This window comes from Haloprofundus sp. MHR1, assembly GCF_005155585.1.
GTDB classification, from domain to species: domain Archaea; phylum Halobacteriota; class Halobacteria; order Halobacteriales; family Haloferacaceae; genus Haloprofundus; species Haloprofundus halophilus.
This window is the reverse complement of sequence record NZ_CP039833.1, coordinates 2,847,192-2,873,357: the sequence shown is the minus strand read 5'-3', so window position 1 is coordinate 2,873,357 and position 26,166 is coordinate 2,847,192. Positions and strand designations below refer to the sequence as shown.

At 67.6% G+C, this 26,166-nt stretch carries 23 protein-coding genes; 10 read left to right on the top strand and 13 right to left on the bottom strand.

Annotated elements, in window-relative coordinates:
- Window positions 1–2: 2 nt before the first annotated feature.
- The 5 genes from FCF25_RS14555 to FCF25_RS14535 all read right to left on the bottom strand — a co-directional run bounded on the left by FCF25_RS14555 (window position 3) and on the right by FCF25_RS14535 (window position 9,613).
- A complete protein-coding gene (locus tag FCF25_RS14555) occupies window positions 3–3,293 on the bottom strand; it encodes an oligosaccharyl transferase, archaeosortase A system-associated (protein ID WP_137049198.1) in 3,291 nt (1,096 codons plus the stop codon).
- A 57-nt stretch (window positions 3,294–3,350) separates the two neighbouring features.
- A complete protein-coding gene (locus FCF25_RS14550; protein WP_254425864.1) occupies window positions 3,351–4,781 on the bottom strand; it encodes an oligosaccharide flippase family protein in 1,431 nt (476 codons plus the stop codon).
- 32 nt (window positions 4,782–4,813) lie between these two features.
- Complete coding sequence (locus tag FCF25_RS14545) at window positions 4,814–6,373, bottom strand: alkaline phosphatase family protein (protein WP_137049196.1); 1,560 nt, start codon at window positions 6,371–6,373, stop codon at window positions 4,814–4,816.
- Between the two features lie 54 nt (window positions 6,374–6,427).
- On the bottom strand, window positions 6,428–8,047 hold the full coding sequence (locus FCF25_RS14540) for an alkaline phosphatase family protein (protein ID WP_137049195.1): 1,620 nt from the start codon (window positions 8,045–8,047) through the stop codon (window positions 6,428–6,430).
- Window positions 8,048–8,128: 81 nt separating this feature from the next.
- A complete protein-coding gene (locus FCF25_RS14535) occupies window positions 8,129–9,613 on the bottom strand; it encodes a sulfatase (RefSeq protein WP_137049194.1) in 1,485 nt (494 codons plus the stop codon).
- Between the two features lie 116 nt (window positions 9,614–9,729).
- On the opposite strand from FCF25_RS14535, the gene FCF25_RS14530 reads away from it, so the two are divergent.
- The 3 genes from FCF25_RS14530 (at window position 9,730) to FCF25_RS14520 (ending at window position 13,763) form a co-directional block, all read left to right on the top strand.
- Window positions 9,730–10,764, top strand: coding sequence for a glycosyltransferase family 4 protein (locus tag FCF25_RS14530; protein WP_117591147.1), 1,035 nt, complete (start codon window positions 9,730–9,732; stop codon window positions 10,762–10,764).
- A 24-nt stretch (window positions 10,765–10,788) separates the two neighbouring features.
- Entirely contained in the window at window positions 10,789–12,333 is a 1,545-nt protein-coding gene (locus FCF25_RS14525) for an alkaline phosphatase family protein (protein ID WP_137049193.1), read from the top strand.
- A 71-nt stretch (window positions 12,334–12,404) separates the two neighbouring features.
- Entirely contained in the window at window positions 12,405–13,763 is a 1,359-nt protein-coding gene (locus FCF25_RS14520) for a sulfatase-like hydrolase/transferase (RefSeq protein ID WP_137049192.1), read from the top strand.
- A 15-nt stretch (window positions 13,764–13,778) separates the two neighbouring features.
- Here FCF25_RS14520 and FCF25_RS14515 read toward each other — a convergent pair whose 3' ends face one another.
- Genes FCF25_RS14515 through FCF25_RS14500 form a run of 4 tightly spaced genes read right to left on the bottom strand, consistent with a single transcriptional unit; the run spans window position 13,779 to window position 18,323 of the window.
- Complete coding sequence (locus FCF25_RS14515) at window positions 13,779–14,696, bottom strand: hypothetical protein (protein ID WP_137049191.1); 918 nt, start codon at window positions 14,694–14,696, stop codon at window positions 13,779–13,781.
- Complete coding sequence (locus tag FCF25_RS14510) at window positions 14,693–16,087, bottom strand: sulfatase-like hydrolase/transferase (RefSeq protein ID WP_137049190.1); 1,395 nt, start codon at window positions 16,085–16,087, stop codon at window positions 14,693–14,695. Before FCF25_RS14510 ends, FCF25_RS14515 begins: the two co-directional genes overlap by 4 nt.
- Entirely contained in the window at window positions 16,084–17,166 is a 1,083-nt protein-coding gene (locus tag FCF25_RS14505) for a glycosyltransferase family 4 protein (protein WP_137049189.1), read from the bottom strand. Before FCF25_RS14505 ends, FCF25_RS14510 begins: the two co-directional genes overlap by 4 nt.
- 14 nt (window positions 17,167–17,180) lie before the next feature.
- Window positions 17,181–18,323, bottom strand: a complete 1,143-nt coding sequence (locus FCF25_RS14500; protein ID WP_137049188.1) for a glycosyltransferase — start codon at window positions 18,321–18,323, stop codon at window positions 17,181–17,183.
- 108 nt (window positions 18,324–18,431) lie between these two features.
- Here FCF25_RS14500 and aglJ point away from each other — a divergent pair, with 108 nt between their 5' ends.
- Window positions 18,432–19,388: an S-layer glycoprotein N-glycosyltransferase AglJ gene (gene aglJ, locus FCF25_RS14495; protein ID WP_117591154.1), complete on the top strand. Its 957-nt coding sequence runs from the start codon at window positions 18,432–18,434 to the stop codon at window positions 19,386–19,388.
- 38 nt (window positions 19,389–19,426) lie between these two features.
- Here the strand turns inward: aglJ and FCF25_RS14490 are convergent, their stop codons facing one another.
- Window positions 19,427–19,753 (bottom strand): hypothetical protein, encoded by a 327-nt coding sequence (locus FCF25_RS14490; protein WP_117591155.1) that lies wholly within the window; start codon window positions 19,751–19,753, stop codon window positions 19,427–19,429.
- Between the two features lie 79 nt (window positions 19,754–19,832).
- Here FCF25_RS14490 and FCF25_RS14485 point away from each other — a divergent pair, with 79 nt between their 5' ends.
- Complete coding sequence (locus FCF25_RS14485; RefSeq protein ID WP_058581891.1) at window positions 19,833–20,042, top strand: ribbon-helix-helix domain-containing protein; 210 nt, start codon at window positions 19,833–19,835, stop codon at window positions 20,040–20,042.
- A 55-nt stretch (window positions 20,043–20,097) separates the two neighbouring features.
- Here the strand turns inward: FCF25_RS14485 and FCF25_RS14480 are convergent, their stop codons facing one another.
- Window positions 20,098–20,583, bottom strand: a complete 486-nt coding sequence (locus FCF25_RS14480) for a hypothetical protein (RefSeq protein WP_394338677.1) — start codon at window positions 20,581–20,583, stop codon at window positions 20,098–20,100.
- Window positions 20,580–21,263 (bottom strand): hypothetical protein, encoded by a 684-nt coding sequence (locus tag FCF25_RS14475; protein ID WP_174786386.1) that lies wholly within the window; start codon window positions 21,261–21,263, stop codon window positions 20,580–20,582. The genes FCF25_RS14480 and FCF25_RS14475 overlap by 4 nt, the downstream gene beginning before the upstream one ends.
- A 255-nt stretch (window positions 21,264–21,518) precedes the next feature.
- Between FCF25_RS14475 and FCF25_RS14470 the strand changes: the two genes are divergently transcribed.
- From FCF25_RS14470 to FCF25_RS14455, 4 genes are all read left to right on the top strand, one after another.
- Window positions 21,519–21,989: a zinc ribbon domain-containing protein gene (locus tag FCF25_RS14470; protein WP_137049187.1), complete on the top strand. Its 471-nt coding sequence runs from the start codon at window positions 21,519–21,521 to the stop codon at window positions 21,987–21,989.
- A gap of 94 nt (window positions 21,990–22,083) precedes the next feature.
- Window positions 22,084–22,695, top strand: a complete 612-nt coding sequence (locus FCF25_RS14465) for a TetR/AcrR family transcriptional regulator (protein ID WP_137049186.1) — start codon at window positions 22,084–22,086, stop codon at window positions 22,693–22,695.
- An 81-nt stretch (window positions 22,696–22,776) separates the two neighbouring features.
- Window positions 22,777–23,547 carry a VOC family protein gene (locus tag FCF25_RS14460; RefSeq protein WP_137049185.1) on the top strand — a complete coding sequence of 257 codons (771 nt, stop codon included), beginning with the start codon at window positions 22,777–22,779 and terminating at the stop codon, window positions 23,545–23,547.
- A gap of 52 nt (window positions 23,548–23,599) precedes the next feature.
- Window positions 23,600–24,082, top strand: coding sequence for a cupin domain-containing protein (locus FCF25_RS14455; protein ID WP_137049184.1), 483 nt, complete (start codon window positions 23,600–23,602; stop codon window positions 24,080–24,082).
- Window positions 24,083–24,109: 27 nt separating this feature from the next.
- Here FCF25_RS14455 and FCF25_RS14450 read toward each other — a convergent pair whose 3' ends face one another.
- Window positions 24,110–24,400, bottom strand: a complete 291-nt coding sequence (locus FCF25_RS14450; RefSeq protein ID WP_117591160.1) for a DUF5779 family protein — start codon at window positions 24,398–24,400, stop codon at window positions 24,110–24,112.
- Window positions 24,401–24,798: 398 nt separating this feature from the next.
- Here FCF25_RS14450 and FCF25_RS14445 point away from each other — a divergent pair, with 398 nt between their 5' ends.
- Window positions 24,799–26,052: a LeuA family protein gene (locus FCF25_RS14445; RefSeq protein WP_137049183.1), complete on the top strand. Its 1,254-nt coding sequence runs from the start codon at window positions 24,799–24,801 to the stop codon at window positions 26,050–26,052.
- Window positions 26,053–26,166 lie beyond the last annotated feature (114 nt).

The window sequence follows — 26,166 nt, the reverse complement described above, 5'->3', positions numbered from 1 at the left end:
AGTTAGCCCCACACCGCCGCCGGAGCGGTCACCAGTGCGGTCGCCGCGCCGCGAGCGGTCGTCGCGTCGGGAGCGACGAGCGACGTGCTGTTCTCGGAGTCGTTTCCGGCGGCGGTCGACTCGTTCGACGAGGTCGAGTTGCCGGTCTCGTTGCCCGACTCGCCCTCGACGCTCTCGTTGCCGAATGGGTTCTCGCCGGTGGCGTTGTCGACCGTCCCGTTACCGACCGTCTCGTTGCCCGAGTCGTCGCTCCCGTCTTGCACGGGCGACTCGGTCAGTTCGACGGTCGCGGGACTGCCGTCTTCACCGACGACTTTCGCGTCGGAGACGTCGACCGTCCCGTCGTAGACGACCGAATCGCCCGACTCGTTCTCGGTCGCCTGCGTGCTGACGTAGTACGGACCGGTCGCGCGGACGCTGACGTTCGTGTACTCGTCGCCCGTCTCGTCGTAGCCGGTCGTCGAGTACGGCAGCGTGAGCTCGAAGTCGCCGTCGGCGTCGGTCTCGGCGTACTGGACGTAGGTGAACGTCTCGCCCGCGCCCATCTCCATCTGGACCGCCGCGCGAACTTCGCTGTTGGCGGGTGCGCCGCTGCCCTCGACCGTCGCGCCGGGGACGCGCTCGAACGTCTTGACCCACTGCGGCGGCGTCTGCGTCAGGAACTGCGCGTTCAGCCCCGTTATCTGGCCGGTGCTGAGCAGTTGGCGGAAGTACGACTGCGACTGCGTCGCCGACGACTCGCTGGCCTTCACGAGGCGGTAGTGTTCCATCGCCTCGACGCGCTCTTCGGGGTACGGCCCGACGCCGCCGACCTGGGCGGTGCCGTCCTCCTCGACGAAGTCGCGGGCGGCGCTCATGTTGTCGAACGTCCGCAACAGCGTCGCGTTCTCACCCTCGCCGGCGGGCGTCGGCACGGTGACCTCCTCGCCGGTCTGCTGGTTCACGGCGGGGGTCGGCTCCCAGTCGACGACGAACGGCTGGGGGTCCATCGCGCTGCCGTGGTACTCGTACAGACGGACCATCGTGCTGTCGTAGTAGCGCTGGTCCTTGAGGAAGAAGCTCCCTCTGAACCCTTCGGCGTAGACGCGCTGGTAGAAGTCCGACTGCGAGATGTTCTCCTCGTCGTCGTAGAAGACGGTCGGCGCGCCGAACTTCTCGCCCGGCGTCACCATCTGCCAGTCGACCATCACGTAGCGCGTCTGGTTGCCTTCGGTGCTCTGGCTGGCGAGCACCTCCTCGGACCGCTCCTCGCTCGGCGCGAGCAGGAAGTTCGCCGCGGCGGTCGCGCCCTGCTGGAACGGGTTCGCGTTCGGTATCCGCTCTGCGCCCATCGTTATCCAGTGGCCGTAATCCCACCAGGACATGACGCCGTAGGCCCCCTCGGGGTAGTCGTAGTCACCGTCGGCGGGACGCTCGAAGCGGTCGTAGTAGCCGAACTGGTCGGCGTTACCAGCGCCGCCGTAGTCGCCTTCCGCGGGCGTGTTGTTCGCCATCCACTCGAGGCTCCCCTGCCACTGCGTGTACGCGCCGGGCTGGTTCGCGGCCCCGATCTGCTGGGCTGTCGCCGTCTGTGCGCCCTGGCCTCCCCCGAGGGGAACGAGAAGCACCGGCGTGAGCACGAGCACGATGACCGTCGCGACGGCGAGCACCTGGTACGCTTCGATGTCGTCGGTGGCGCGCGCGATGGATTTCCGAAGGCCGAGATAGCCGAGCACCTCTCCGAGGAAGAACGCGTTCATCACGACGACGACGAGCGCGAGGTAGTAGTTGAAACGCAGCTGCGTGAACGCCGCCGCGGTCAGAAACGCCGCCCAGACGACGACGAGCAGGTGTTCGGCCCGGTACGTCGTCAGGAGCGTCGCACCGACGATGAGCCCGAAGACGACGACGAGACCCAGAAGGGCGTGGTCGATGCCGAGCGCGCCGCCGACGGCTTTCGGCACCGCGGGGACGAGGTACAGGAGGCCGACGACGGCGACGGAGCCGGCGACGTACCCGACCTTACGCGGGTCCGCACCGCGCAGCAGCGGCTTCGCGAGCATCCACGTCGCCGCCGCGACGCCGGTGAAGATGGCGAGGCCGTACTCGCTGAGCAGTTGCATCGTCGCCGTCGTCCCGAACTGCGAGAGGGTGTTCGGGTCGAGGAACGGCTGCGCCTCGCTGATGGTCCGGGTTCGCGCGCCGGCGCTGAAGCCGAGAATCCGGTTGAAGTTGTTCGTCAGCTGCTGGAACGCGTCCGGGAGCACGACGGCCATGAGGCCGAGCGAGACGACGATCGCGCCGCCGACGGCGACCGGGTACAGCGCGATAGAGAGGTCGCGCGACTCCCACTCGCGGGCGAGCCACGCGAGGAACACCGACCCCGCACCGACGGCGAACGCCAGCACCGGCTGGATGAGCGAGAACTGCGTCGCGCTGAACTCGAACGTGTCGATGCGGAGGAGCATGAAGAGGCCCGCGACGCCCATCGACACCGCGCCCACGAAGGCGATGGGTTCGGGCGACTCGCCGTTGACGGTGTCGCTCACCATCTTCACGACGAGGAACGTCCCGACGATACCGACGAGGAGGACGCCCGGCGGCCACACCCACATGTACATCGCCAGGGCGACGCCGGCGAGGGCGGACCACTTCAGCGGCGAGCGGAGCGCGTCGCGGTCGCGAGCGTCGACGAGTTCCCAGATGGGTTTCTCGCGCTCGGCGACGGTGAACGCGACCATGAACGCCAGAACGGCGACGGCCATGAACAGCGGCTCGACGCCGTTGTGGTCAGAGACGCCGACCAGCGAGCGTCGGAGGAACGACCCCGGGAGCAGCATCAGGATGACCGCGCCGAACAGACCGGCGAACCGGCCGGCGAGCCGTTTGCCGATGTAGTACACCGGAATCGCGGTCAGCGCGCCGAAGACCGCGGGCGCGACGAGCAGCGTCTTGGCGACGAGTTGGTCGCTCGGGCTACCGAGGCCGATGACCAGCGCGACGGTGGCGACGATCTGGTCGTACAGGGTCCCGAACTGTCCCTGATAGGTGCCGTACGGAAAGTAAGTCCAGGGGTCGAACGGCATCGTGAAGGGCCAGTGTCTGACGGTGTATTCGACTTCGCGGAGGTGGTACCAGGCGTCGTTGCCCGAGAAGACGACGGTACCGTTCTCGATGTAGTTGCCGTAGCCCTGCAACCGGTAGTAGAGCATGACGGCAACCACACCCAGGAGGGCGGGGACGTGGTACCAGTCTTCGAGGCGGTCGAGGTAGGAGTTCTCAGTCTCCTCGACGCTCTCTGTTCGATGACTCATTGGCCGAAAGGACTGGGAAAACCCGCATAAGCCTTATGATACGGGACTCTTCGAACGTTAGCGAATCTCGCCTCTCAGGTCCTGTACGACCCACCACGCGTCGTTTCTGAGTCGACCGTTCGTCACGAGCAACGAGGCGAAGTACGCGAGGCCGCCGACGCCGAGCACGACGCCGAGCGTGAACAGTCCCGAGATGCCCCCGAGAAGCGCGTAAACGGCGCCGACGATGAGCATCATCGACAGCGTCGCCGCCAGTTGGCTCCCCACGTCGGCGAGCAGTTCTCGAGTGGGTCTGTACTCGAGACTCCACCACAGCAGTAGACAGCTCCCGCCGAAGCTGAGTGTGGTCACGAGGCCGAGTCCGATAGTGCCGGCCAGTTCGGCCAGCGGGAGGACGAAAACGGCGTACGTCGCGATGAGCACGACCGAACTCAGCGCGCTGATTCGCGGACGGTTCGTCCCGAGGAAGTACGATTCGAGGACGCTCCGGTAGCCGTTCGAGAGGTTCGCCAGCGCCAGCACGGCGATGAGGAGGTTACCGACGCCGACTGCGCCGACGGCGCCGAGCGAGACCGTTCCGGGGTCGACGTCGTAGATAACCGAGAGGATGTCGTTGCCGACGATGAGGCCGCCGCCGATGGCCGGGATGGCAAACAGGCCGGCGTACGTCACCGACTTGGCGAGCAGTTCGCGGATGCGCTCGGCGCGGTCGCTCGCCTCGAGCCGCGAGAACTCCGGAAACGAGACGTCCGACAGCGCCGACGAGAACAGCATCGCCGCCTCCGTCAGCGTGAACGAGAGCTTGTACAGCCCGGCCGCACTGCTGCCGAACAGCTGGCCGAGGACGATGTAGTCGGCCTGTTTGAACAGTTGCGACCCGAGCGACTGCACGTAGGTGTACTTCGAGAAGGAGAGGAAGTCTCCGAGGAGTTCGCGCGAGGGGAACGCGGGAATCACGCGCGCGTAGCCGAGGTAGGCGACGAGAAACGTCGCGAACTGCCCGAGGACGAGCCCCCACAGCAGCGCGTACACCTCGTACCCGAGGAGCAACAGCGCGGTCTGGATGCCGACGATGACGACGTAGCGCCCGTTCTCGATGAAGCCCGCCAGCGCCACTTTCCCCTTCCCTTCGAGGAACGCTCCGGCCACTCGCATGAGGCTCCACGAGAGGATGCCGAGCGGGACGAGCAGCGCGGCGTCGGCGTCGAGAATCCCGTTGACGAGCGGCGCGGCCGCCGCGAACGCGACGGCAGAGATGGCGGTTCCGACGAGGACGATGAGGACACCGCTCGTGAAGTGTTTGGCCTCGTTCTCGCCCTCGCTGACTCGCTTGGTGAGCGCGCTGAAGAGCCCGAACGTCACGAGTGTCGCCGCCGCCATCTGGAAACTCGTGAAGATGGCGTAGACGCCGAGACCCGACGTCCCCAAGAGGCGCGTGAAGTACACCGTCCCCGCGAATCCGGCGACGGTTCCAAAGACGTTCGCCACGAACCGTTTCGAGACCTCCGCGCCGACCTTCATTATTCGAGGTAGCCGAGTTCGCGCAGGCGGGATTTGACCTCCGTCTCGCGTTCGTCGTCGCCGGAGACGCCGCCCTCGTTGACCGCGCTCTCGCCGGCGAAGTCGTAGTACTCGGGCTCTCGCTGCGCGGCGTCGCTTCCGGCGGCGAACACGTCCAGCACGTCGCCGTCGATCGAGTTCGGGAGCGCCCGGCCGAGCGCGTGCAGCACCGTCGGCGCGATGTCGGTGATGCGAGCGCCGTCGACGGTGCCGGTGCGGAACGACGGACCGCGCGCGAAGAAGATGCCGTTGCGAGCGTGGCCGCTCGTCGAGGCGTCGAACAGCGGCGACTCCACGTCGAACCGCGAGGAGGCGTGGACCTCGGGCGTCTCGATGACCATCGTGAGGTCCGGCGTGTGCGGTCCGCCGCGGTCGAGTTCGACGAAGCGCACGTCGAGTCCGGCGTCGTCGGCCGAGTCGACGAGTGCTTCGCGGGCTTCGGCGACGATTTCAGCGCGCTCGTCGGCGTCGTCGGTGAGCGCGTACACCATCGTCGTCTTCTGGCCGATGTCGGCGACGGCGCGAGTCCGCTCCCAGTCGATGCGACCGAGGCTGATGGCGTTGTCGAGACCGAGCGTCGACCCCGTCGGGAGGTCGGCGACGTAGCTCTCGGGGACGACGTTGCGCGCGAGCGTCAGCAGGCCGACCCGACCGAGCGCGTCGCTGGCGGCGTCGCGGAGTTTCCCGAGCGCCTGCTTCTTCCCGTCGCCGCTCTCGTTGAGGCGGACGAGTCCGGCCTGCGACAGCGCGTAGTTCGGCGCGAACTTCTTCGAGACGGCCTCGAAGCCGTGGTCGCTCATCACGACGACGTCCTCGTCTTCGTGGGCGTCGAGGAACTCGCCGAGGCGCTCGTCGACGCGGCGGTACACCTCGAATATCGGGTTCGACTCGTCGGCGGGCGGTAGCGTGTCCGTCCCCCAGTAGTGGTGGGCGACGCGGTCTGTCGCGCGGACGAGGCCGACCGCCAACTCGGGCTCCTCCTTCTCGATGAAGTGCTCGAAGCCGTCGAAGCGTTTGTCGACGAGCGAGAGGCTCTGGTCGACGTAGTTCCGGCTTCCGGGGGTCGCGTCGTTTCTGAGCTTGTAGTCGCCGACGACCGACTCCAACTCCTCCCAGCGCTCCTCGGGGTAGCTGTAACTCTCTTTGTACTCGGGCGCGGCGGCGATTATCGTGCCGTCGATGGCCTGCCACGGGTACGACCCGGGGATGTTGAACACGACGCAGCGGCCGCCCTGGTCGTCGACGACGTCCCACATCTTTCCGGGGACGAACTCGTCGTGGCTCAGGTCCAACTCGCGCGTCTCGCGGTTGAAGTGCGTGAAGCCGTAGACGTCGAGTCGCTCGGGGTTTCTACCGGTGGCGAAGGCGGGCCACGCCGGAACCGTGATCTCCGGGATGGTGCTCTCCAAGTCGCCGTGGACGCTCTCCTCGTAGAGGCGGGCGAACGTCGGGAGGTGTCCCGCGTCGACCCACGGACGAATCAGCGAGTGGGTCGCGCCGTCCAAGCCGAGGACAATCATGCCGGAAGCGATGTTGGTTCCGAGTAAAAGCCGTTCGGTCTCTCGGGCGGCGAGTCACTCCAGATACCCCAAATCCGCGAGTCGACTCGCCACCTCGTCGTCGTCGGTCCGCACCCGGCCGCCGACGTCGAACTCCGCGTACGTCTCCGGTTCCGGCCCGGAGACACAGGGGAGCGTCTCGCCGTCCATCTCGACGTCCGGCGCGATACCGAGCGTCGCCAACACGGTCGGCGCGACGTCGAACAGATGTGCGCCCGAGAGGTCGGCGTCGGCATCGACGCCCGAACCCGACACCGAAACCACGCCGTCGAGTTTGTGGTTCCACGGTTCGGGGTCGCCGAACTGCTCGCCGACGAGTGCCGACAGCGAGTGTTCGAATTCGGTAGGGACGGTGACAATGTCGACCGCTTCCTCGGCGTACGGCCCTTCGAAGACCTCCTCTCGCGGAGCAACGCGCTCGAACACCGGCTCTCCGTCGGGCGTCGTCGCTGCGCGCAACTCCTCCATCAGCGCCTCGCGGACGGCGTCGTACTCGCCTTCGGGAATCGTTCCCTCGGGCTCTCTCCCTTCGGCGTTCAACCGAACGCCCAACTCAGAGGGCGAGCGGAGATAGGCTTCCGACGCGGCGAAATCGACGGACTCGCTGGCCGCGAACACAACGGAGACGGGAACGTGGCGGCCGACGAACTCCGCGAGACCGACGCGGTCAAGAATCGCCTTTCCGCGCTGGTAGGTCAGTCCCGCGCGCGCGGCCGCGGCGGCGACGGCCGAGAGTAACTGTGTACCGCTGTCGCCGTTTTCCTCACTCGATTCGGACTCGTCGGTCAACTCGCTATCCTTGATCTGGAACCACGAGGGCACGTCCTGGCCGCCGCGAGCGGTGACGACCCGGTTTCGCTCCTTGAGGAACTGGTTGACGCGGAACTCGTAGCCGTCGTACTCGCCCATCCCGTGGTCGCTGGCGACGACGACGGCCTCGGGGTCGCAGGCGTCGAGAATCTCGGCGAGTTCCTCGTCGACGGCGCGGTAGATGTCGCGGACTTTCGCCCGGTCGTCGGGGAAGTCGTGGAAGACGGCGTCGGTTTTCTGGAACTGAACGAAGCCGAACTCGGGGTCGAACCGGTCGGCGAGGTAGCGGAACGTTCGCCCTCGAAGGTGGCTCAGTTCGACGTAGTCGCGGAACTTCGCCTCGTCGCTGCGGCGTTCGTCGGTCTCTCGTTCGGCGTAGACGCGGTACGGCCCCACGTCGTCCTCGATGTCGTCGAGCAGTCCCTCGGGATGACAGCGCGGTTTCTCGGCGGCCAGATACCCCGGCACGAGCGCGCCGTCGAACTCCCGCGGCGGGTCGGTGACGGGCGCGTTGACGACGACGCTCGTCAGGCCTGCCTCGTCGGCGTACTCCCACATCGTCCGCGCCTTCACGTCCGTCGAGTTGACGATATCCCACTCGTACCCGTCGAAGGAGAGGAAGTCGAAGACGCCGTGTTTGCCGGGGTTCTTCCCCGTGTACAAAGAGGGCCACGCGCTCGCGGTCCACGGCGGAATCTGCGACTCCAGCGGCGCGGCCGCGCCCTCGTCGAACAGCGAGCGGAGCGTCGGCAGGTCCCCGTCGTCGAACAGCGGTCGAAGGACGGGCAGACTGGCGGCGTCGAGTCCGACCAACAGGGTTCGCATGGTTTCCCGCACAGGCTTGGTCGGTAAAACGTTCCCTATCTACTTCGTTGGAGGCGTCCACTCCGGTCGACCGACGGCGGGCTAATCGAGATAGCCGAGCTCCCGAAGGTTCCGCTCGACGCCCGCGCTGTACTCCCGTTCGTCCTCCCCGTCGACGACGAACTCCTCGCCGAGCGTCCCGACCAACCGCTCCCGCAACGAATCCGCGAGTGCCGGGTCGTCGGTCTCTTCGCCAGTCCGCACGTCGTACAGTCGCTCGCTCCCGTCCGACCGTCGCTCGAGGCGATGTGTCGCCGTCTGAATCGACTTCTTGCCCGTCTCGAACGCCGAAAGCGTCTCCCTCGACACCTCTGCGGCGGCCTCCCGGTCACGTTCGTCCATAACCGCCGTCTCCGCGAACACCGCGTTGCGCTCGTCGTCGTTCGACTCGTTCCCGTCGTCCGCGTCGCGGGCGAACAGCGCCCGCCCGCTCGTCGCCTCCGGTGCCGATATGCCCGAGAGGTCGCAGACCGTGTCGAAGACGTCGACGAGCGAGACGAGGTCCGAGCGGCGCTCTCCGGCGGGGACTTCGGGACCGCTGACGACCAGCGGAACGTGCAGCAACTCGTCGTGGAGGAAGTACCCATGGTACATCGTCCCGTGCTCGCCGAAGCACTCGCCGTGGTCGGAGGTGAGGACGACGTGGGTCTCCTCGCGCCGGCCCGTCTCGTCGAGCCAGTCGAACAGGTCGCCGAGTCGGGCGTCCAGATACCGGACGCAGGCGCGGTACCACGCCCTGAGCACCGAGAGCTCCGCGTCCGTGAGATACTCGCCGGTCTCGTACTGCCGCATCGCGATGCTGGTCGCCGACGCGCCGTCGGCCGCCGCGAACAGCCGCTCGGGCCGTACGTCGTCGCGGTCGAGCCGCACCGCCGACGGGCGAAACTCCTCCAGCAGCGGGAAGAACGGTCTGCGTAACTCAGGCGTCTCCTCGCGCATGTACGGCTTCGGTACCCAGTACGGCGCGTGAACGGTAGTGAGATTCGCCATCGCGAACCACGGCGCGTCGGCCTCGGCGACGAACCGGCGGAGCTTCTCCAGCTTGATTTCTGTGTAGTAGTCGTTGCCGCGGGTGGCGAGGCGCGCGAAGTCGCGGCGGACGAACTCGTCGGTGAGCAGCTGTCCGAGATACCGCAGCGAGGGTCGCTTCGCCATCTCCTCGTACACCTCGTAGTACTCGTCGAAGCCGCGGTCGAGACCGACCGGCGACCCCATCTTCGACGGCCCCGGAATCCCGATGGTGTCGTACCCCGCGTCGCGGAACCGTTCGGCCATCGTGGTCTCGTCGTCCGACAGCGAGGGCCACGCGCCGGCGAACCCCGTCTCGGAGGGATACCGGCCGGTGAACAGCGCGCCGTGCGAGGGCGGCGTCCACGACCCGACGGCGAACGCGTTCTCGAACGTCGTCCCCTCGGCGGCGAGGCGGTCGAGGTTCGGCGTCGGCGGCGCGTCGTCGGCGTAACGGGAGAGGGCGTCGACGCGGAGGGTGTCGCAGACGACGAGGAGGACGTTGGGCGGAGAGTCCATAACGGTCGTTTCGGAGGAACGGTAATATCGTTTGCGTGTCAGAACCGCCGTCGACGGCGCGGCGGCGTCCGGCGGAGTCCAGCGGATTTATACCCCTCTCGCTCGCCGCTTCTCCCGTGAATCGACGGACCGCACGGGTCGCGATGCTGTATCAGGACCCCCACCCCGCCCACCGCGGCTTCGCCGAGGCCATCGACGCCGACCTGGTCGACTTCCAGCGACACTCGCTCGGCCCGCTCTCCGACAGCCTCGTCGGCGACGTGTACAACGGGCTTCGCTACCCCTCGTACGACGTGTACCTCGTCGAAGGCTCTCGGCCGCTGTACGCGGCGCTCGCCCACCGTGCGGTCCGTCGCTCGAAGCTCGTCTACCTCTGCGCCGACCACGGCCTCTACAGCCTCGGCCAGTCGGAGTTCGAGGGGAGTTCGGGGTTCAAATCGCTCGTCGGTCGCTTCGGCAAACCGGCCGTCGGCGCGGTCGGCTCTCGGTTTATCGACGGCGTCGTCGCCGTCTCCGAGTTCGCCGCCGAGTTCACGCGACCCGTCGTCGGCCCCGACACGCCCATCGAAGTCGCTCATCCGTTCATCCAACCGAAGGTGTACGACGCGCTCGGCGGCGTCTCCCCCGCGCTCGACGACGACGTCGCCGTCACCGTCGGCCGCCCGTGGCGCTACAAGGGCGTCGACATGCTCGTCGAGGCGTGGCCGACGGTCCGCGAGTCGGTTCCCGACGCGGAACTGCACGTCGTCGGCGGCGGTCACCCCGAGTCGTACGCCGAGACGCCCGGCGTCGAGGTCCGCGGTTACGTCGAGAACCTCGCGGACGCCTTCGCGCCCGCCTCGCTGTACGTTCAGCCGTCGCGGATGGACACCTTCCCCGTGAGCGTGCTCGAAGCGATGCGAGCCGGGTTGCCGCCGCTGGTCACCGAGACGACGGGGACGCGGTCGGAGGCCCGCGCGCTCTCGCCCGAACTCGTCGTCGACCCCGCTCCCGAGGCGCTCGCTGCGGGCGTCGTCGCGTACTTCGAGCGCGACGGCTCGGAGCGACGAGACCTCTCGTCGCGCGCTCGGGAGCGCGGGGCGACGTTCGACGCCGAGAGCCGCACGAACGGCTTCGCTGAGGCGTTCGATACCGTACTCGAAGCACTTTAACGCGGGTGTGCCGATAGCCCGGACATGACCGTCTACGTCGTCGGACTCGACGGGGCCGACTGGTCGTTGCTCCGCGACGGTATCGACGCGGGCGACCTCCCGGGATTCGCCCGTATCGCCGACGAGGGCGTCTCCGGGAACTTAGAGAGTACGCTCCCGCCGATCACTTTCCCCGCCTGGAAGTGCTACTCGACCGGCAAGACGCCCGGCAAGCTCGGCGTCTACGAGTGGTTCGGCTTCGACCGCGAGTCGCAGTCGATAACGACGAACGACTCCTCGAACTTCCGCTCGCGGGAGTACTGGGACGTGTTGGCCGACGAGGGATTCACCCCCGCCGTCGTCAACATGCCGACGACGCACCCGCCGAACACCGACGACGGCGTGCTGACCGTCGCCGGCAGTCCCGCCTCCGAGCGCGGCGAGTTCACGAAACCGGCATCGCTGAAAGCCGAACTCCTCGACGCGGTACCGGACTACCGGACGAAACCCGACCTCGTCCTCGACGAGGCGTCGCCCGAGGAACTCGTCTCGGAGGCGAAGACGCTCGCCGACCAGCGCTTCGACGCCGCCGAGTGGTTCGCCGACGAGAAAGCGTGCGACCTCGTCCACCTCACCGTCTTCGTCACCGACACGGTCCAGCACCGGCTCTGGGACCGGCCCGAGATGATTCGGGAACTGTACGAACGCATCGACCGCCGCATCGCGGCGCTGCTCGACCGCGAGGACGCCGAGGCGGTGTTTCTGATGAGCGACCACGGGTTCACCGAGATAGACGAGACGTTTCTCGTCAACCAGTGGCTCGTAGAGCGCGGCGACCTCGCCGTCGACGACGCGGGCGGCCGCGACGCGCTCGCCTCCGTCGGCATCACACGCGAGCGACTCAAGCGCCTCGTCGACCGCCTCGGCCTCGTCAACCTCGCGCAGGGGTTGATTCCCGAATCCTTGCAGCGCTTCTTCCCCAGCGAGAGCGGTCGCGTCGCCATCCAGGACGCGCCCATCGACTGGGCGGAGACGAGAGCCATCTCGCTCGGCCGCGGCCCCATCTACCTGAACGACGCCGCCTTCGAGAGCGACGCGGCGAAACGAGCCTACCGAACGTCGCTGTCGGAGGCGCTCTCGTCGCTGGAGACGCCCGACGGCGACCCCGTCGTATCGGCGGTTCACGAACCCGACGACGTCTACACGGGCGAGCTGCACCGCGCGCCGGACCTCGTCGTCGAGTACGCGACGGGCGTCGACGCGCCCGAGGCCGTCGGCGGTCGCGTCTTCGGCGAGCGGACCGAGTGGTTGGCGACGCACCGCAGGCAGGGCGTCTTCGGTGCGTGGGGCGACGGGTTCAGCTCCGGCCGGTTCGACTGCACGCTGTACGACCTCGCGCCGACCATCCTCCACTGGTTCGGCGCGCCGGTCCCCCGAGACATCGACGGCGACGTCCTGCGGGCGATTCTCATCGGCGAACCCCAGCAGCGCAGCGTCGAGGAGGGGCCGGCGACGGCGACGTCCGGCGGCGGCGACACGGCGGGCGACGAAGTGCAGGAGACGCTACGCGATTTGGGATATCTGGACTGAGCTCGCGGGCGCACGACTACGATTCCTCGGAAACTCACAAAATACAAACGAGACGCCGACGACTCTCGGGTATGTCCGACCGCCCGAACACCCTCCTCGTCTCGTGGGACAGCGTCCGCGCCGACCACCTCTCGACGCACGGTTACGAGCGCGAGACCGCCCCGTATCTGACGAGCGTCGCCGCCGACGGCCTCGTCTTCGAGGACGCGCAGGTACCGGGCGTCGGTACCATCACGAGTTTCACCGGCGCGTTCACGGGTGCGCACGCCGACGCGACCCAACAGTCCATCGAACCCGCGGACTGGAAGGCGGCCAACGCCGACCGCCGCCTGCTCTCGGAGGCGCTCTCCGAGGCCGGCTACCACACCGGTGCGGTCCACTCGAACGCGCTCATGAGCCGCTTTTACGGCTGGGACCGCGGGTGGGACGTGTACAAGGACAACGTCGTCACCGAGTCCGACGGCGACTCCGACTCGGCGAAGTGGTGGAATCGAGTAAAGAAAGAGCGACTGCTGCCGACGCTGCGCCGCCTCGGCGTCGCCGGCGCGGTCATCCACGGCCGCAACATCGCGCTGAAGACGCCGTCGTACGTCGAGTGGGAGCGGATGTGGGACGATGTGGAGCAGTTCGTCCGCGAAGCGCCCGAACCGTGGTTTCTCTGGGTCTTGCTCGTCGACACGCACCACCCGTGGTGTGCGCCGCCGGAGTACCGCGAGTGGGAGCAACCGGGGTTCCGCGGCGCACACGCGTGGAACTACGTCATGCGACGGTACCCCGAGCGGACCGGCGACCGTCGTCCGACCATCGTCAACGCCTACGACAACGAGATTCGCCACGCCGACGCGTTCCTCCGGAAGTTGGACGGCCTCCTCGAAGAGACAGGGAACGACGACGCGGCGCTCGTCGTCCACAGCGACCACGGCGACGAACTCGGCGAGCACGGCGAGTACGGCCACTCCTCCCAGCGGATGTACGACACGCTCACCCGCGTCCCGCTGGTGATGCGAAACGTCGGCGAGACGGGGAGAATCGAGGGTCCGCACACGCTGTTGGACCTCGGGAGCACCATCCTCGACATCGCCGGGAGCGACGAACGCCTCGCCGACCGACCGTCGTTGCTCGGCGACGAACGCGAAATGAGAGAGTCGGTCGTCGTCGAGAACCTTGCCGGGGAAGGCGACGCCCGTGCGGCCGCCGTCGGCGAGGAGTGGAAAGTGCTTCACCACCCCGACACCGGCTGGCACGCCTTCTTCCGACCCAACGACCCGCTGGAGCGCGAGGACCGCTGGGGCGACCACCCCGAGGAACTCGAAGCCGTTCTTCGGACGCACCTCCGAGAGCGAAAGGGCGTCACCGTCACTGGAGAGAAGGACGACGGCAGCATGAGCGACGTGCAGGAGCGGCTGACGAACCTCGGCTACATCGACTGAAAACGTCTTAGACGCTCAGAGATATCCCAGCGCGCCCAGTTTCTCCTCGATATCACCGCGCTCGACGTTTCGCTCCGTTTCGGGGTCGTGCGTCCCCTCGTCCTCGGCGGCCGTCTCGTACCACGGCACCCGCCGAACCGACGGAATGGGTACTTTCGGGTGGCCGTAGACGCCCCACTCGCCCTTCGCGTTGCCGTGGTCGGCGCTGATGACGACCCGCTCGGCGTCGAGATTTTCGAGCAGGAGGGAAACGTCGTCGAGCACGTACCGGAGGTTCTCGCGGTAGCTCTCCCACACCCGTTCTTCGGTGAGTTCGCCGCGCCGCAGTCGGTCCCACGGCGAGTCCCACCCGGCACCCTCGCCGAGCGTCTCGCTGTTCATCCCGCCGCCGAGGGGGTCCGGCACCGACGGGAAGTGCGGTTGCATGTAGTGGACGACGAGGCGGTCGGCGTCCGTCTCTCGGCCCGCCGCGATGGCGCGGTCGGTGATGGGTCGCGCCGGAATCGTCCCGGCGTCGTCGTCCCACGCGTAGCGCCACACGTCGTCGAGGCGCACCAGGTCGCTCTCCGAGAGCACGCGGTGACTGAACGGGTTGCCGGTGACGTACGCTGTCCGGCGCATCTCGTCTCTTCGCTGGTCAGTGAACGTCCGCTCCATCCAGTCGATAGAGGAACTGCCGACCGACACGAGTTCACCGGGACGATTCAGGAACGGATACTCGTCGGCGACTTCGCGCATCAGGTCGACGCGACAGGCGTCGAGGAGAATCAGTGCGTCCCACTCCCGGTCGTACACGTTCGTTCCCTCGGGGTAGAACTCGTTGACGCGGCGGAGGCCGCCGAGATACAGTTCGTAGCCGCTCTCTCGGAGGCCGGCGACGCCGTCGTCTCGGACTCGATTCCTCGTGTCGGAGACCCAGTCACCGAACGTCATTCCATGTACCCCAAATCCCGCAGGTGTTTCTCGACCATCTCGTCGTCCTCGTCGACGGCGACGTCGCCGCCGCGGAGGCGCCGCATCTGTTCTCGGTGCTCGTCTAACGCCTCGCTCAGCGCCTCGTACTCTGCCGGGTTCAACTCCCGGCGGTCGTCCTCCGGGCGCTCCTCGGGCGTCTCCCGAATCTGGAAGAAGAACTCGCCGTCGTCGGCGTGGCGGAGCAGTTTCCAGCCGTCGGCGCGCCGGGCGTAACACCGGCCGTAGTCGACCTGTCGTCCCACGTCGCCGAAGGCGTACTCGCGGGCGTCGACCTCGCCGCGGGCGAGTTCGAGCGCCGACTCGCCCTGCCACGCCGCCGGAGCGTCGACGCCGACCGCCTCGGCGAGCGTCGGCGCGGTGTCGAGCAGCCGAATCTGCCCGTCGACGGTCTGTTTTCCTGTTTCGTCGCCGCCGACCCCGTCGAGGACGAACGGCACGCGGACGACGCCCTCCCAGAACTCCGGCGGGTGACCGGCGTGGTCGTGTTCGCCGACGAGTTCGCCGTGGTCGGCGGTGAGACAGACCGCGGTCTCCTCGCGGACTCCTCGCTCCTCCAGCGCGCCGACGAGCGCCTCGAACTGGTCGTCGGTGTAGGCGCATTCGGCGTCGTAGAGGCGGCGAATCGTCTCCCACTCGGCGTCGGTCATCTCCTCGGGGTGGTGGGTCCCCTTCCGCGAGAGCCGGCGACAGTCGGCGACGCTGCGGGGGGAGTCGAGGAACCGCCGCTGGTACTCCTCGGGGGCCTCGTAGGGGTGGTGGACGTCCATGTAGTGCAGCCACGCGAACCACGGTTGCTCCTCGGGCACGGTGTCGACCCAGTCGAGGAACCGCCGGTTCAGTGACTCGGCGCGCTCGTACTCGCTGGCGTCGCCGCTGGAAGCGGTCGCCATCGCGGCGTCGACGCGGTTGTAGACGCGCTCGATGCTGCGAAAGAGCGGACCGTCTTTGTCGAGGTTCGACTGGACGAACTGCTTGAGCTTTCCCGCCTCCGCCGACCCGCTGGCGTCGTGCATCAGATCGAAGCCGCGGTCGTAGTGGTAACTGCCGCTGGCGAAGTGGTTGTCCGTGAAGCCCGCCGTCGCGTAGCCGTTTTTTCGGAACTGCTCGGCGAGCGTGACGACGCTCTCGGCTCGGTCGTCTCCCCCCGCTTCGGGGATACCCAGCCCTTCGATGCTGGCGAAGTGTCGACTGGCGTGAATCGCCGGGAACGACGCGGGCGTCGACGGCCCGTTGGCGACGCAGTCGGTGAACTCCAGCGCGCCGTCGGCGAACGACCGAGCGAAGGGCATCACCCGGTCGTTCACCCGGTCGGCCCGCAGCGAGTCGACGGTGACGAGGAGGACGTTCATGGCCGACCCTCCGCGTCGGAGGACAAAAGCGCACGGTACTTCGATTCGAGCGCGTCGACCACCTCGGTCCACGTCGGCAGCAGCGTCGCAGGGGCGTCGAGTTCGACCACCCGCCGGACAGCGTCGGCCACTGTCTCGGGGTCGACGCGCGAGATTCCCAGACAGTCGGGCCGCCCAGCCCAGTCGACCAGCGCGCCCGCCTCCCTGACGAGCGCGGGCGTTCCGGCGGCGAGCGACTCGGCGACGGTCATCCCGTACGCCTCGTGCGTCGACAGCGCGAGATGCGCCGCGGCGCCCGCGTAGAGGTTCGGCAGGTCGTCGTCGTCGACGTAGCCCAGAAACTCGACGCGGTCGGCGACGCCGACGTCGCGCGCGAGCGTCTCCAGCTCCGGACGATACGGCCCGCTCCCGGCGACGAGCAGGTCGTACTCGGGGAGCGCGGTGAGCGCCCGAATCGCGTGCTGGACGCCCTTGTATTCGACGAGTCGGCCGACCGCGAGCAGGTACGGCCGTGGGCGCTCGCGGGCGAGCGGCGTCGCGTTCTCGAATCTGTCCACGTCGAGGCCGTTCGGAATCACCGCCGCGTCGACACCGAAATCCCGTCTCAACCTCTCTCGTTCCCACTCGCTGACCGCGACGACGGCGTCGGCGCGGCGGAGCGCTTCTCTCCCAACCGGCCGGTAGAGTCCGAGCAGTCGGTCGCGGAGGCCGTCCGCGCTGGAACCGTGGTAGTGCGGCGTGGCGACGAACGGCCGCGACTTAGCGCCGAGTGCAGCCAGCGCGAGCGGAAACGAGTGGTAGTTGTGCGCGTGAACGAGGTCGGCGTCCGCGGCCGCGTCGGCGACGACCCGCGCCACGCCCGGCGCGAAGTGGAACGCGCCGCCGGGAGCGACGCCCCGGCACCGCCGGATTCGCACGCCGTTTCGACGCTCGCGTCGCGATACGTCGGACCCGGCGTCGGCGGTGACGACGGTGACTCGGTGGCCGCGTGCGACGAGTCCCTCGCTCACTCGCTGGACGTGCGTCTCGACGCCGCCCGCGCGGGGCGGATAACGGTGGGTGACTTGAAGAATCTTCATCGGAGTGCGGGGCGCTACTCGTACTGCTCGCGCAGTTCGGCGTCGACCTCCCAGATGGGGCCGCCCTCGCCCTGGAGGAGTCGGACGCTCGCCCACCACAGCGATATCTGCGTGTCGAACAGGGCGTACGCCGACTGTGCGGGTCCGAGCCGTTCCGTCGACCCGAGCGCGACGACCGCCAGGAGGAGCACCGGAACCGCGAGCGCGAGCGGGCCGCCGAACGCCGCCAGCGCGAGCGTGAACGCGACGATGCCCGCGGCGATGGCCCACGGCGACAGCACCATGAAACACCAGTTGAACGGGAGGACGACCCAGCCGTACAGTCCGTGGCGAAACAGCGCGTCGCGGTTGCGAGAGAGCAGGCGAACCAAGCCCATCGCGCGGCGGTCCTTCTGCTTTCGTCGCTTGCGGAACGCCGAGTGCGACGCCTCCATATACTGGATGGCCGGGTCGAAGACGACGCGGCCGCCGTTCTTCCGAATCTTCATCGCCAGTTCGGTGTCGTCGGCGATGGAGTCCTCGTCGATGGGGACGATGGCGTCGCGCTCGAACGCCGAGAACGGCCCGTGGAAGATGAGCGTCGAGTCGAGGTGCGACTCGAGCGTCTGAATCCGCGCCTGAACGTCGCGGTACCCCTCCTCGACTTCGCTGCCGCCGAGCACGTCGACGTTGCGGCCGGTGACGCCCTGCACCGCGGGGTCGGCGAGGTTCGCCACCGCCTCGCGGAGCGCGTCGGGCGCGATTTTGGAGTCGCAGTCGGTCTTGACGACGACCTCGTTCGAGGCCGCCGCGTACGCCTCGTTGAGCGCGATGGCGAGTCCGCGTCGTTCGTCCTCGCGCAGGAGCGTCAGCGTCGGCGCGTCGCGCTCGGCGAAGAACGCCTCGACGAGGTCGGGCGTCGCGTCGTCGCTGGAGTCGACGACGACCACTTCGACTTTCTCCATCGGGTAGTCGAGCGCGAGGATGTCTTCGAGCTTGTTCTCGACGATGCGCTCCTCGTTGTACGTCGGGAGCACGACGCTGACTGTCGGCTCTTGCGGGCGTTTCTCGGCGGGTGAGCCCTCGGGTCGCACCAACCCTAAAAGCAACAGGAACAGCGCGTACGGCAGGCCGGCCAGGAAGAACAGCAGTCCGGCGAGCCGGGCGAGACGCTTCATGTCTGCCGGTATCCGGCCGGGTGACAAAAACCCCCGCGATGTGGGCTTTCGACCCCTTCTCAGAGCAGGAGGAAGCGTTTTTATGCGACCCTCACACAGGTCACGCCAATGGACCGCGCCGACGTCTGTGTGCTCCTCCCCACGTACGACGAGGCCGAGACTATCGGCGAAGTCGTCGACGGCTACCGCGAGCAGGGCTTCTCCGACGTCCTCGTCATCGACGGCCGCTCCACGGACGGCACGCGCGACATCGCCCGACAGCACGGCGCACGCGTCGAGACCCAGTCCGGGACCGGGAAGGGACAGGCCATCCGCGAGGCGATGGAGTACATCGACGCGCCGTACGTGCTGATGGCCGACGGCGACGGAACGAACCCGCCGAACGACGCCGCGGCGATGCTCGAACCGCTCGACGACGGCTACGAACACGTCGTCGGCAACCGCTTCGCCGACATGCGTCCCGGAGCGATGACGGGGCTGAACAAACTCGGCAACCGCATCGTCAACCGGGCGTTCGCGTACATCCACGGCGAGAACTTCGCGGACATCCTCAGCGGCTACCGCGCGTTCACCCGCGAGTCGTTCGAGCGACTCGACCTCACCTCCGACGGGTTCGGTATCGAGACCGAGATGTCCGTCGAGTGCGCGAAGCGGAACGTTCCGACGGCCGTCGTCCCGGTCACCTACCACCCCCGTCCGGACGGGTCGGACACGAACCTCCGCCCGTTCCGCGACGGCAGCATCATCTTCCTCGAACTGTACCGCCGCGCGAAGACGAACAACCCGCTGTTCTACTTCGGCAGCGTCGGGGTTCTCTCGACGTTGACGGGACTGCTGTTGACGCTCTACGTCGCCTACGAGTGGTTCGTCCCGCCCCGCGTCTCGCACGAGGTCATCGCCGTCAGCGCGGCCGCGGGTATCCTCTTCGGCGTCCAACTGCTCATCTTCGGCGTACTGGCGGACATGATTCTCACGTTCCACCGCGAGCAGCTCCGAAAAATCGAGGAACTCGACGAGCGAACGGACGCCTCGGCTCCGAAACGGAAACCGAGACAGAAGCGATAACGCCGCCGCGAAGGTCGGCCGAGCGGTGCGCGACCGATTCAGAACGGAATCAGCGCGCGGAGGCGACCGAAGACGCTCTTTCCGACGGCCGCGCGCTCCTCTTCGAACACCGGGTGGAGTTTGTCGAGCAACTCGGTCTTGTTCTCGAACCGGTCTTGGTGGACTCGGTCCAGCGCCTCCGAGAGGCGCAGCGTGTTCCCCGACGCGTCGCAGGGAATCTCGGTTTCGTCGATCGCCGCGACGAGTTCGTCGCTCGTCGCGGGGAACTGTACCCCGGCGTCCGACAGTCGCGCGTCGAGAGCGGCGATGCCGAACTCGATCTGGTCGGGTTCGGAGCTATCGCGCTGTGGGGGCCGCGCTGCCATGGCGCGCTGTTGGGACTCGAAGGACAAAACCCCAACGGCAGCCAGCGTCTTTATCCGACCCCCGTCCCTGAAGGCGTGTATGACGGAGTACACGACCGTCTCCATCCCGAAGGAACTCGCCGAACGCGTCGACGACACCATCGAGGGGACGAGTTTCTCCAGTACGAGCGACCTCGTCCGGTTCCTGCTCCGGAGCATCGTCATCCAACATCAGCGGCAGGGACAGCTCACCGAAGCCGAGTTCGAAGAGATCGCCGATCAGTTGACCGACCTCGGCTACCTGAAGTAGCGTCGCGGCCGGAGACCCGACCGCCGCCCCGCCGGCGTCGCGCCGGTCGCCCGACTCAAGCGAACGATTCCTGCGGCGGTTCGGCGTCGAGAATCGACAGTTCCAGTCGCGCCCCGGCCCGGTCGAACGCCCCGAGCGAGCGGTCTTCCCACGGCGGGACGGCGACGAGGACGACGCCCGCGAGGTCGTCGCGCTTCGTCACTTCGAGTTTTCCCTGCGGGTGGCTGACGAAGCGAGCACGCCCCCGTCCGGCGGGCGTCGCGAGGTCGACGCCGAAGATGGCGTTGACCGACCGCCCGGCGTCCGGGAGGTAAAAGTGGGTCAGCACGGGCGTCTCGGGGTCCAATCCGAGCTCCGTCTCGAACTCGCCCGCGGGCGTCGTCGCCAGCACGACGTTCGCTCGCTCCGGTTCGGCGTCCTCGGCGAGGCCGAAGAGCACGTCGACCAGTCCGCGGGTTGCGTAGACCACGCGCGGCCGTTCCGGGTGCGGTGATATAACCTCGTTGACTCGGTGCGAGGGGGTGTTCGGTCGCTCCGTCACCCGGAGACCATCGTCTTGAGCGTCTTCCCGTACAGCGACGGCGTCCGCCTCCGCGAGTTCTCCAGCGCGTCGGCGAGCGCCTCGCTCGCGCTCTCGTGAACACCCTCGCCGTGGCCGACGAGAACCCGCTCGGGGTCGAGACCCGAGAGCGCGCGCGTCGGCGGGAACAGCCGAAGCATCGGGTGGACGCCGAGGCGTTCGCCTTCGGCGAGGAAGTACGGCGCCGTCCCGAGCGCCTCGGGGACGACGAGCGTCCCGGTCGACTCGTCGTAGAGGCCGACCTCCTGCCACGGCGGCACAGACGAGTCGCGGACGGTGAGCGCGCGGACGCCCGTGTCGCCGAGTTCGCGGCCGAACCGCTCGACCTCGGCGTTCAGTTTCTTCGCGACTCCGCTCATCCAGTCGGGGACGTACACGGGAACGCCGTGTCGACGGGCCAGCGCCGCGGCGTCGCGTTTGTGCCGGTCGAGGCCGACGACGACGCCGGCGACGTCGCCGAACTCGGCGAGCAGTTCGTCGACGCCGTCGGTGTCGACGGGGTCGACGACCCACACGCCGCCGTCGAGCTCCAGCGCGTGACTCGCGCGCTGCATCTCCTCGCCGGGGTGGGCCATCCATCCGACGCCGTGGTCCCACCGGTCTATCTCGCGGAGTTCCTCGCGGCCGCCTTTCATCGGCATGGACGCAGATTAGGGCGGAAGACGGATAAATGACGCTCCGGCCGCACCGCGGCGCGTCGTTCGGCTTCGTTCGCCCGACTTCGCTCCCCCGACTTCGTTCGCCCGGTTCCGCACGGTCTCGTCCCGCGTGGTTTCGTCCCGCATGGTTTCGTTCCGCGTGGTCTCGTCCCGAGGGGTCGAGTCCCCTCCGGCCGGTTCGAACTATCCGTTCTGCCGAACAGAACGTTCAAGTTTGACTGTCGATTTCTCCCGACTATGGTCAGTCTCCGACGGCTGAAGCCGTTCATCGCCGGCGCACTCGGGATGTTCATCGCCGGACTCGGCCACCTGTACCTGCGGCGGTGGCGACGCGCTATCGCGTGGATGGCGCTCGTCATCCTCGTCGGAGAACTGTTCTTCTCTCCGGAGACGGTCGCGTTTCTCGACTCGACGGTCTCGCAGGGGCCGCCGTTCGTCGCCGACCAGGCCCCGAGTTCACCGGTCGTTCTCGAAGAACTGCTGCTCGTCTCGTTCGTCATCGTAGCGAGCGCACTCGACGCCGTTCTCGTCGGCCTCCGCACACTCCGCGCCGAGGACGCGGCCGCCGCGGGCGAGGGTGACGACGGGCCGTCCGACGCCGAAGCCACGTGGAACTGTCCGAACTGCGGCAAAGCCGTCGAAGAGGAGATGGAGTTCTGCCCGTGGTGCGCGGAGCGCGTCGACTCCCGCACCGACGCCGACGGCTGACCGACGGACGCGAGGCACGGAGACGGCTGACCGACGGACGCGGGGCACGGAGACAGAAGATATAAGCGACGCGTTCGACGAGTCAAACCGACTGATGGGTGACACCGAGGAAACGGCGAACCAGCCGACGCGCGACGCCATCATGGAGGCGACGTTCCGCGCTCTGACCAGACACGGGTACGCGGGGCTGACGATGCAGAAAATCGCCGACGAGTTCGACAAGAGCAAATCGCTGCTGCACTATCACTACGACACCAAAGACGAACTGCTCGTCGCGCTCCTCGACTACATGCTCGCGCAGCTCGACGAGCGGCTCGCGCTCGACGAGGAGTCGGATCCGCTGGACCGCTTGACGACGCTCGTCGACATGCTCCTCTTCGGTCCGGACCGCGAGGCGCACAAGGCGTTTCAGACGACGCTTCTCGAACTCCGCGCGCAAGCGCCCTACAACAAGGCGTTCCGCGAGCAACTGGCGACCAACGACGCCGCGATCCACGAACTGTTCGTCGACATCGTCGCCGACGGCGTCGAACAGGGAACGTTCCGCGAAGTCGACCCCGACGCGGTCGCGACGCTCGTCCTCTCGGCGCTACAGGGCGCGCGGGTCCGCTGGGTGACGCTCGACGAAGACAGCGCGCCCGACGAACTCCGCGACGCGCTGTTCACGTATCTCGTCGACGAACTCCGCCCCGAGGGCGACGCGTAGTCTCCTTTCGCCGTCGCCGACGCGCTCTTTCGCTACCTCCTCGCCGATGCGCTCTTGCCGGTCACGGGCGTACGACCCCACATGCTGGTCGGTCTCGCACACCTCGGCCTCGAAGTGAAGTATCTCGACCGAGCGCGGTCGTTCTACGGTGACCGCCTCGGTCTCGACGCCGCGAGCGACGGCGACGACGTTCTCGTCTACCCCGTCGGCCCCGTCGACCTCCGGATTCGACGCCCGACGGGCGTCCCGCGCGGCGGTCTCCACATTCACTACGCGTTCTCCGCGCCCGGCGACGAGTACGACCGATGGCTCGACCACCTCTCGAATCTGGCCCCTGAGGAGGTACAGTTCGGCTCCTACCGGTCGCTGTACGTCGACGACCCCGATGACCACTGCGTCGAAATCGGCGGCACCGACGACGAATCGAGGACAGACCGCGTTGACGGTGCCGACGACGACGCCTCACTCTCGCTCACGGGCATCTTCGAGGTCGTTCTCGAAGTGACCGACCTCGACGCCGCGGAGCGACGGTACGGCGAACTCGGCTTCGAGGTGGTCGACCGCGGCGACGACCGACGGCGCGTCCGCCTTCGGGGACCCGGCGAGGCCCGGGAGCGCTCGTCGTACCGTCCGTTCGACCTCGAACTGTGGGAGCCGCAGTTGGGACTCGCGGACGCCCGCGGCGGCGTCCACGTCGAACTGGGTCTCGCCGTCGACGACCCCGACGCGGCCGCCGAGACGTTCTCGGCGTTCGCCTGCGAGTCGCTACCGACCGGTAGCGGCGGTGACGAGCGGCGACTGCGCGACCCGGACGGGCACGTGCTGACGTTCGTCGGCGCAGAGAGCGAGTAACAGTTCTGCCGCGGTCCGCGGACGTAAAGGTGAGAAGTGCGAACGCCGACCCATGCCCGAGTACCGCAAGGTGTCCGTCGAGTCGGTGCCGAACACGCCGAACCCGACGCGCGAGAAGAGAGAGCTAGACGAGGCGGTCGGCGCGAGCGAGTTCGGGTTCAACGTGTTCACGGCCGACCCCGGCGAGCAGGTGCCGTGGGGCTACCACCGCCATCCCGACCACGAGGAACTGTTCTACGTGCTCTCGGGCGAACTCCGGGTCGAGACGCCCGAGGGCGACTTCCTGGTCGAGGCCGACGAGGCCTTCTTCGTCCCCCGGAACGCGCCGAACCGCGCCGTCGCCGCGGGCGAGCAACCCTGTCGGTTCGTCGCCGTCGGCGCGCCGAAAGACGCCGACAGTGCGATTATCGAGGAGGAGTGTCCGGCCTGCGCCGAGGAGACCGACCGGTCGTACGAGCAGGTCGAAGACGACGGTCGGACGGTGTACGTCCTCTCGTGTGCGGAATGCGGTGTGGAGACGCGACGCTTCGAGTGAGCCGCGCGCGACTCGACCCGGCGCTCGTTACCGAAGTCGGTCGGTGTCGATGTCGACGCCCGGCGGGGTGACGACGAGGAACTTCCGGAAGTGCATCAGCTGTCCGCCCATGTCCTTGACCTCGCGGGCGAACCCGGCGGCGAGTTTGTTCAGGTCGCCGTGCACCGACAGCACCAACACGTTTCCTTCCTTGACGTTTCGGACCCACTCGGACGGGTCCGTCGACCCGTCGAGCACGCCGAGAACGACGTCGCCGCGAATCTCGGCGTTCTCGATGTGGGATTCCGCAGTTCGGAGGTCGAGGTCGAAATCGCTCATACGCGGCACTTGCGCGAGGGTATCAAAAATCCTCGCCTTCTCGGCGGGTCTCGAACCTCGCCGTTCTCTCGGCTCGCCCGTCTCCCCGAGCGCGTTCGGACCCGACTCGTTGTGACCGATCGGTCACCTGTCCCGTTCTGCGGCGCTCCGTTACGGACGGATGTCCAGTTTTCGTCACCTCACGTGACAATCCGCGCGCGACTCGGTAGCACGGTGAATCGCCACCGTTTGGTGGCAATTTTGTCCAGTCGGCGCGGGCTGTCGACCTCCGACAATATTATCGGATATAAGGAATGGGGTCGTATGAAAGGACGTTTTAGTCGTGCGATTCGCCGGTCGTTCACGAACGTTGATGTCGTCCTGATTTCGCCACGAATCTGTCTGAGAGAAACTTTTATATGTGTGGTCACCCCGAGCACGGCACACGATGTCTCACAACGACACGGAGGACACGTCGGCTACCCCGGCGGGTCGAGTTCTTCGACGGCACACTGAACTGCGAATCTGAAATCGAGACGGTACGACTGTTCGACACCACCCTGCGCGACGGCGAGCAGTCGCCGCGCACCTCGTTCAGCTACGACGACAAGCGAGAGATCGCGTCGATCCTCGACGCGATGGGCACCCACGTCGTCGAGGCTGGCTTCCCCGTCAACTCCGACGCGGAGTTCGAGGCGGTCCGCGACACCGCGGCCGCGACGGAGACGACCACCTGCGGCTTGGCCCGCGTCGTCGACGGCGACGTGGAAGCCGCGCTGGACGCCGGTGTCGACATGGTACACGTGTTCGTCAGCACCAGTGACGTACAGCTACAGGACTCGATGCACGCCTCCCGCGAGGAGGCGGTCGAGCGAGCGGTCGCATCGGTCGAACGAGTGAAGGAGGCGGGCGTCGACGTGATGTTCTCGCCGATGGACGCCACGCGGACCGACGAGGCGTTCCTCTACGAGATAATCGAGGCCGTCACCGAGGCGGACGTCGACTGGATAAACGTCCCCGACACGTGCGGGGTCGCGACGCCGACGCGCTTCGGCGACCTCATCGGGTCCATCACGGAGCACACCGACGCGCGCATCGACGTCCACACCCACGACGACTTCGGGCTCGCCGCCGCCAACGCGATGGCGGGGTTCGAGGCGGGCGCGGCGCAGGCGCAGGTGTCCGTCAACGGCATCGGCGAGCGCGCCGGCAACGCCGCCTTCGAAGAGGTCGTCATGGCCGCCGAGAGCGTCTACGGCGTCGACACCGGCGTCGACACGACGCGAATCACCGAACTCTCCCGCATCGTCGAGGAGAAGTCGGACATCCCGGTCCCCGCGAACAAACCGGTCGTCGGCCGGAACGCCTTCTCGCACGAGAGCGGCATCCACGCGGCGGGCGTCATCGAGAACGCCGACACCTTCGAACCCGGCGTGATGACGCCGGAGATGGTCGGCGCGAAACGCGAGTTCGTGCTGGGTAAACACACCGGCGCGCACTCGGTCCGGAAACGGCTGGAGGACGCGGGCTACTCGCCGACGGACGCCGAGGTCAGACAGGTCACCCGTCGCGTCAAAGACTACGGCGCGGACGGCGGGCGCGTCACGGTGAGCGTCCTCGAACAGTTCGCTCACGACGCGGGTGTCGAGAAACCGGAGGAGGTCCGGGCCTGATGTCCCGGCGCGGCGTCGCAGGCTCCGAAGAGCCGCGGGTGTACCACCCGGCGAGCAGTCGCGTTTACGATTCGTTCCGCGGGGCCGGAGCACCGCCCCGCGGGCGACCCACCG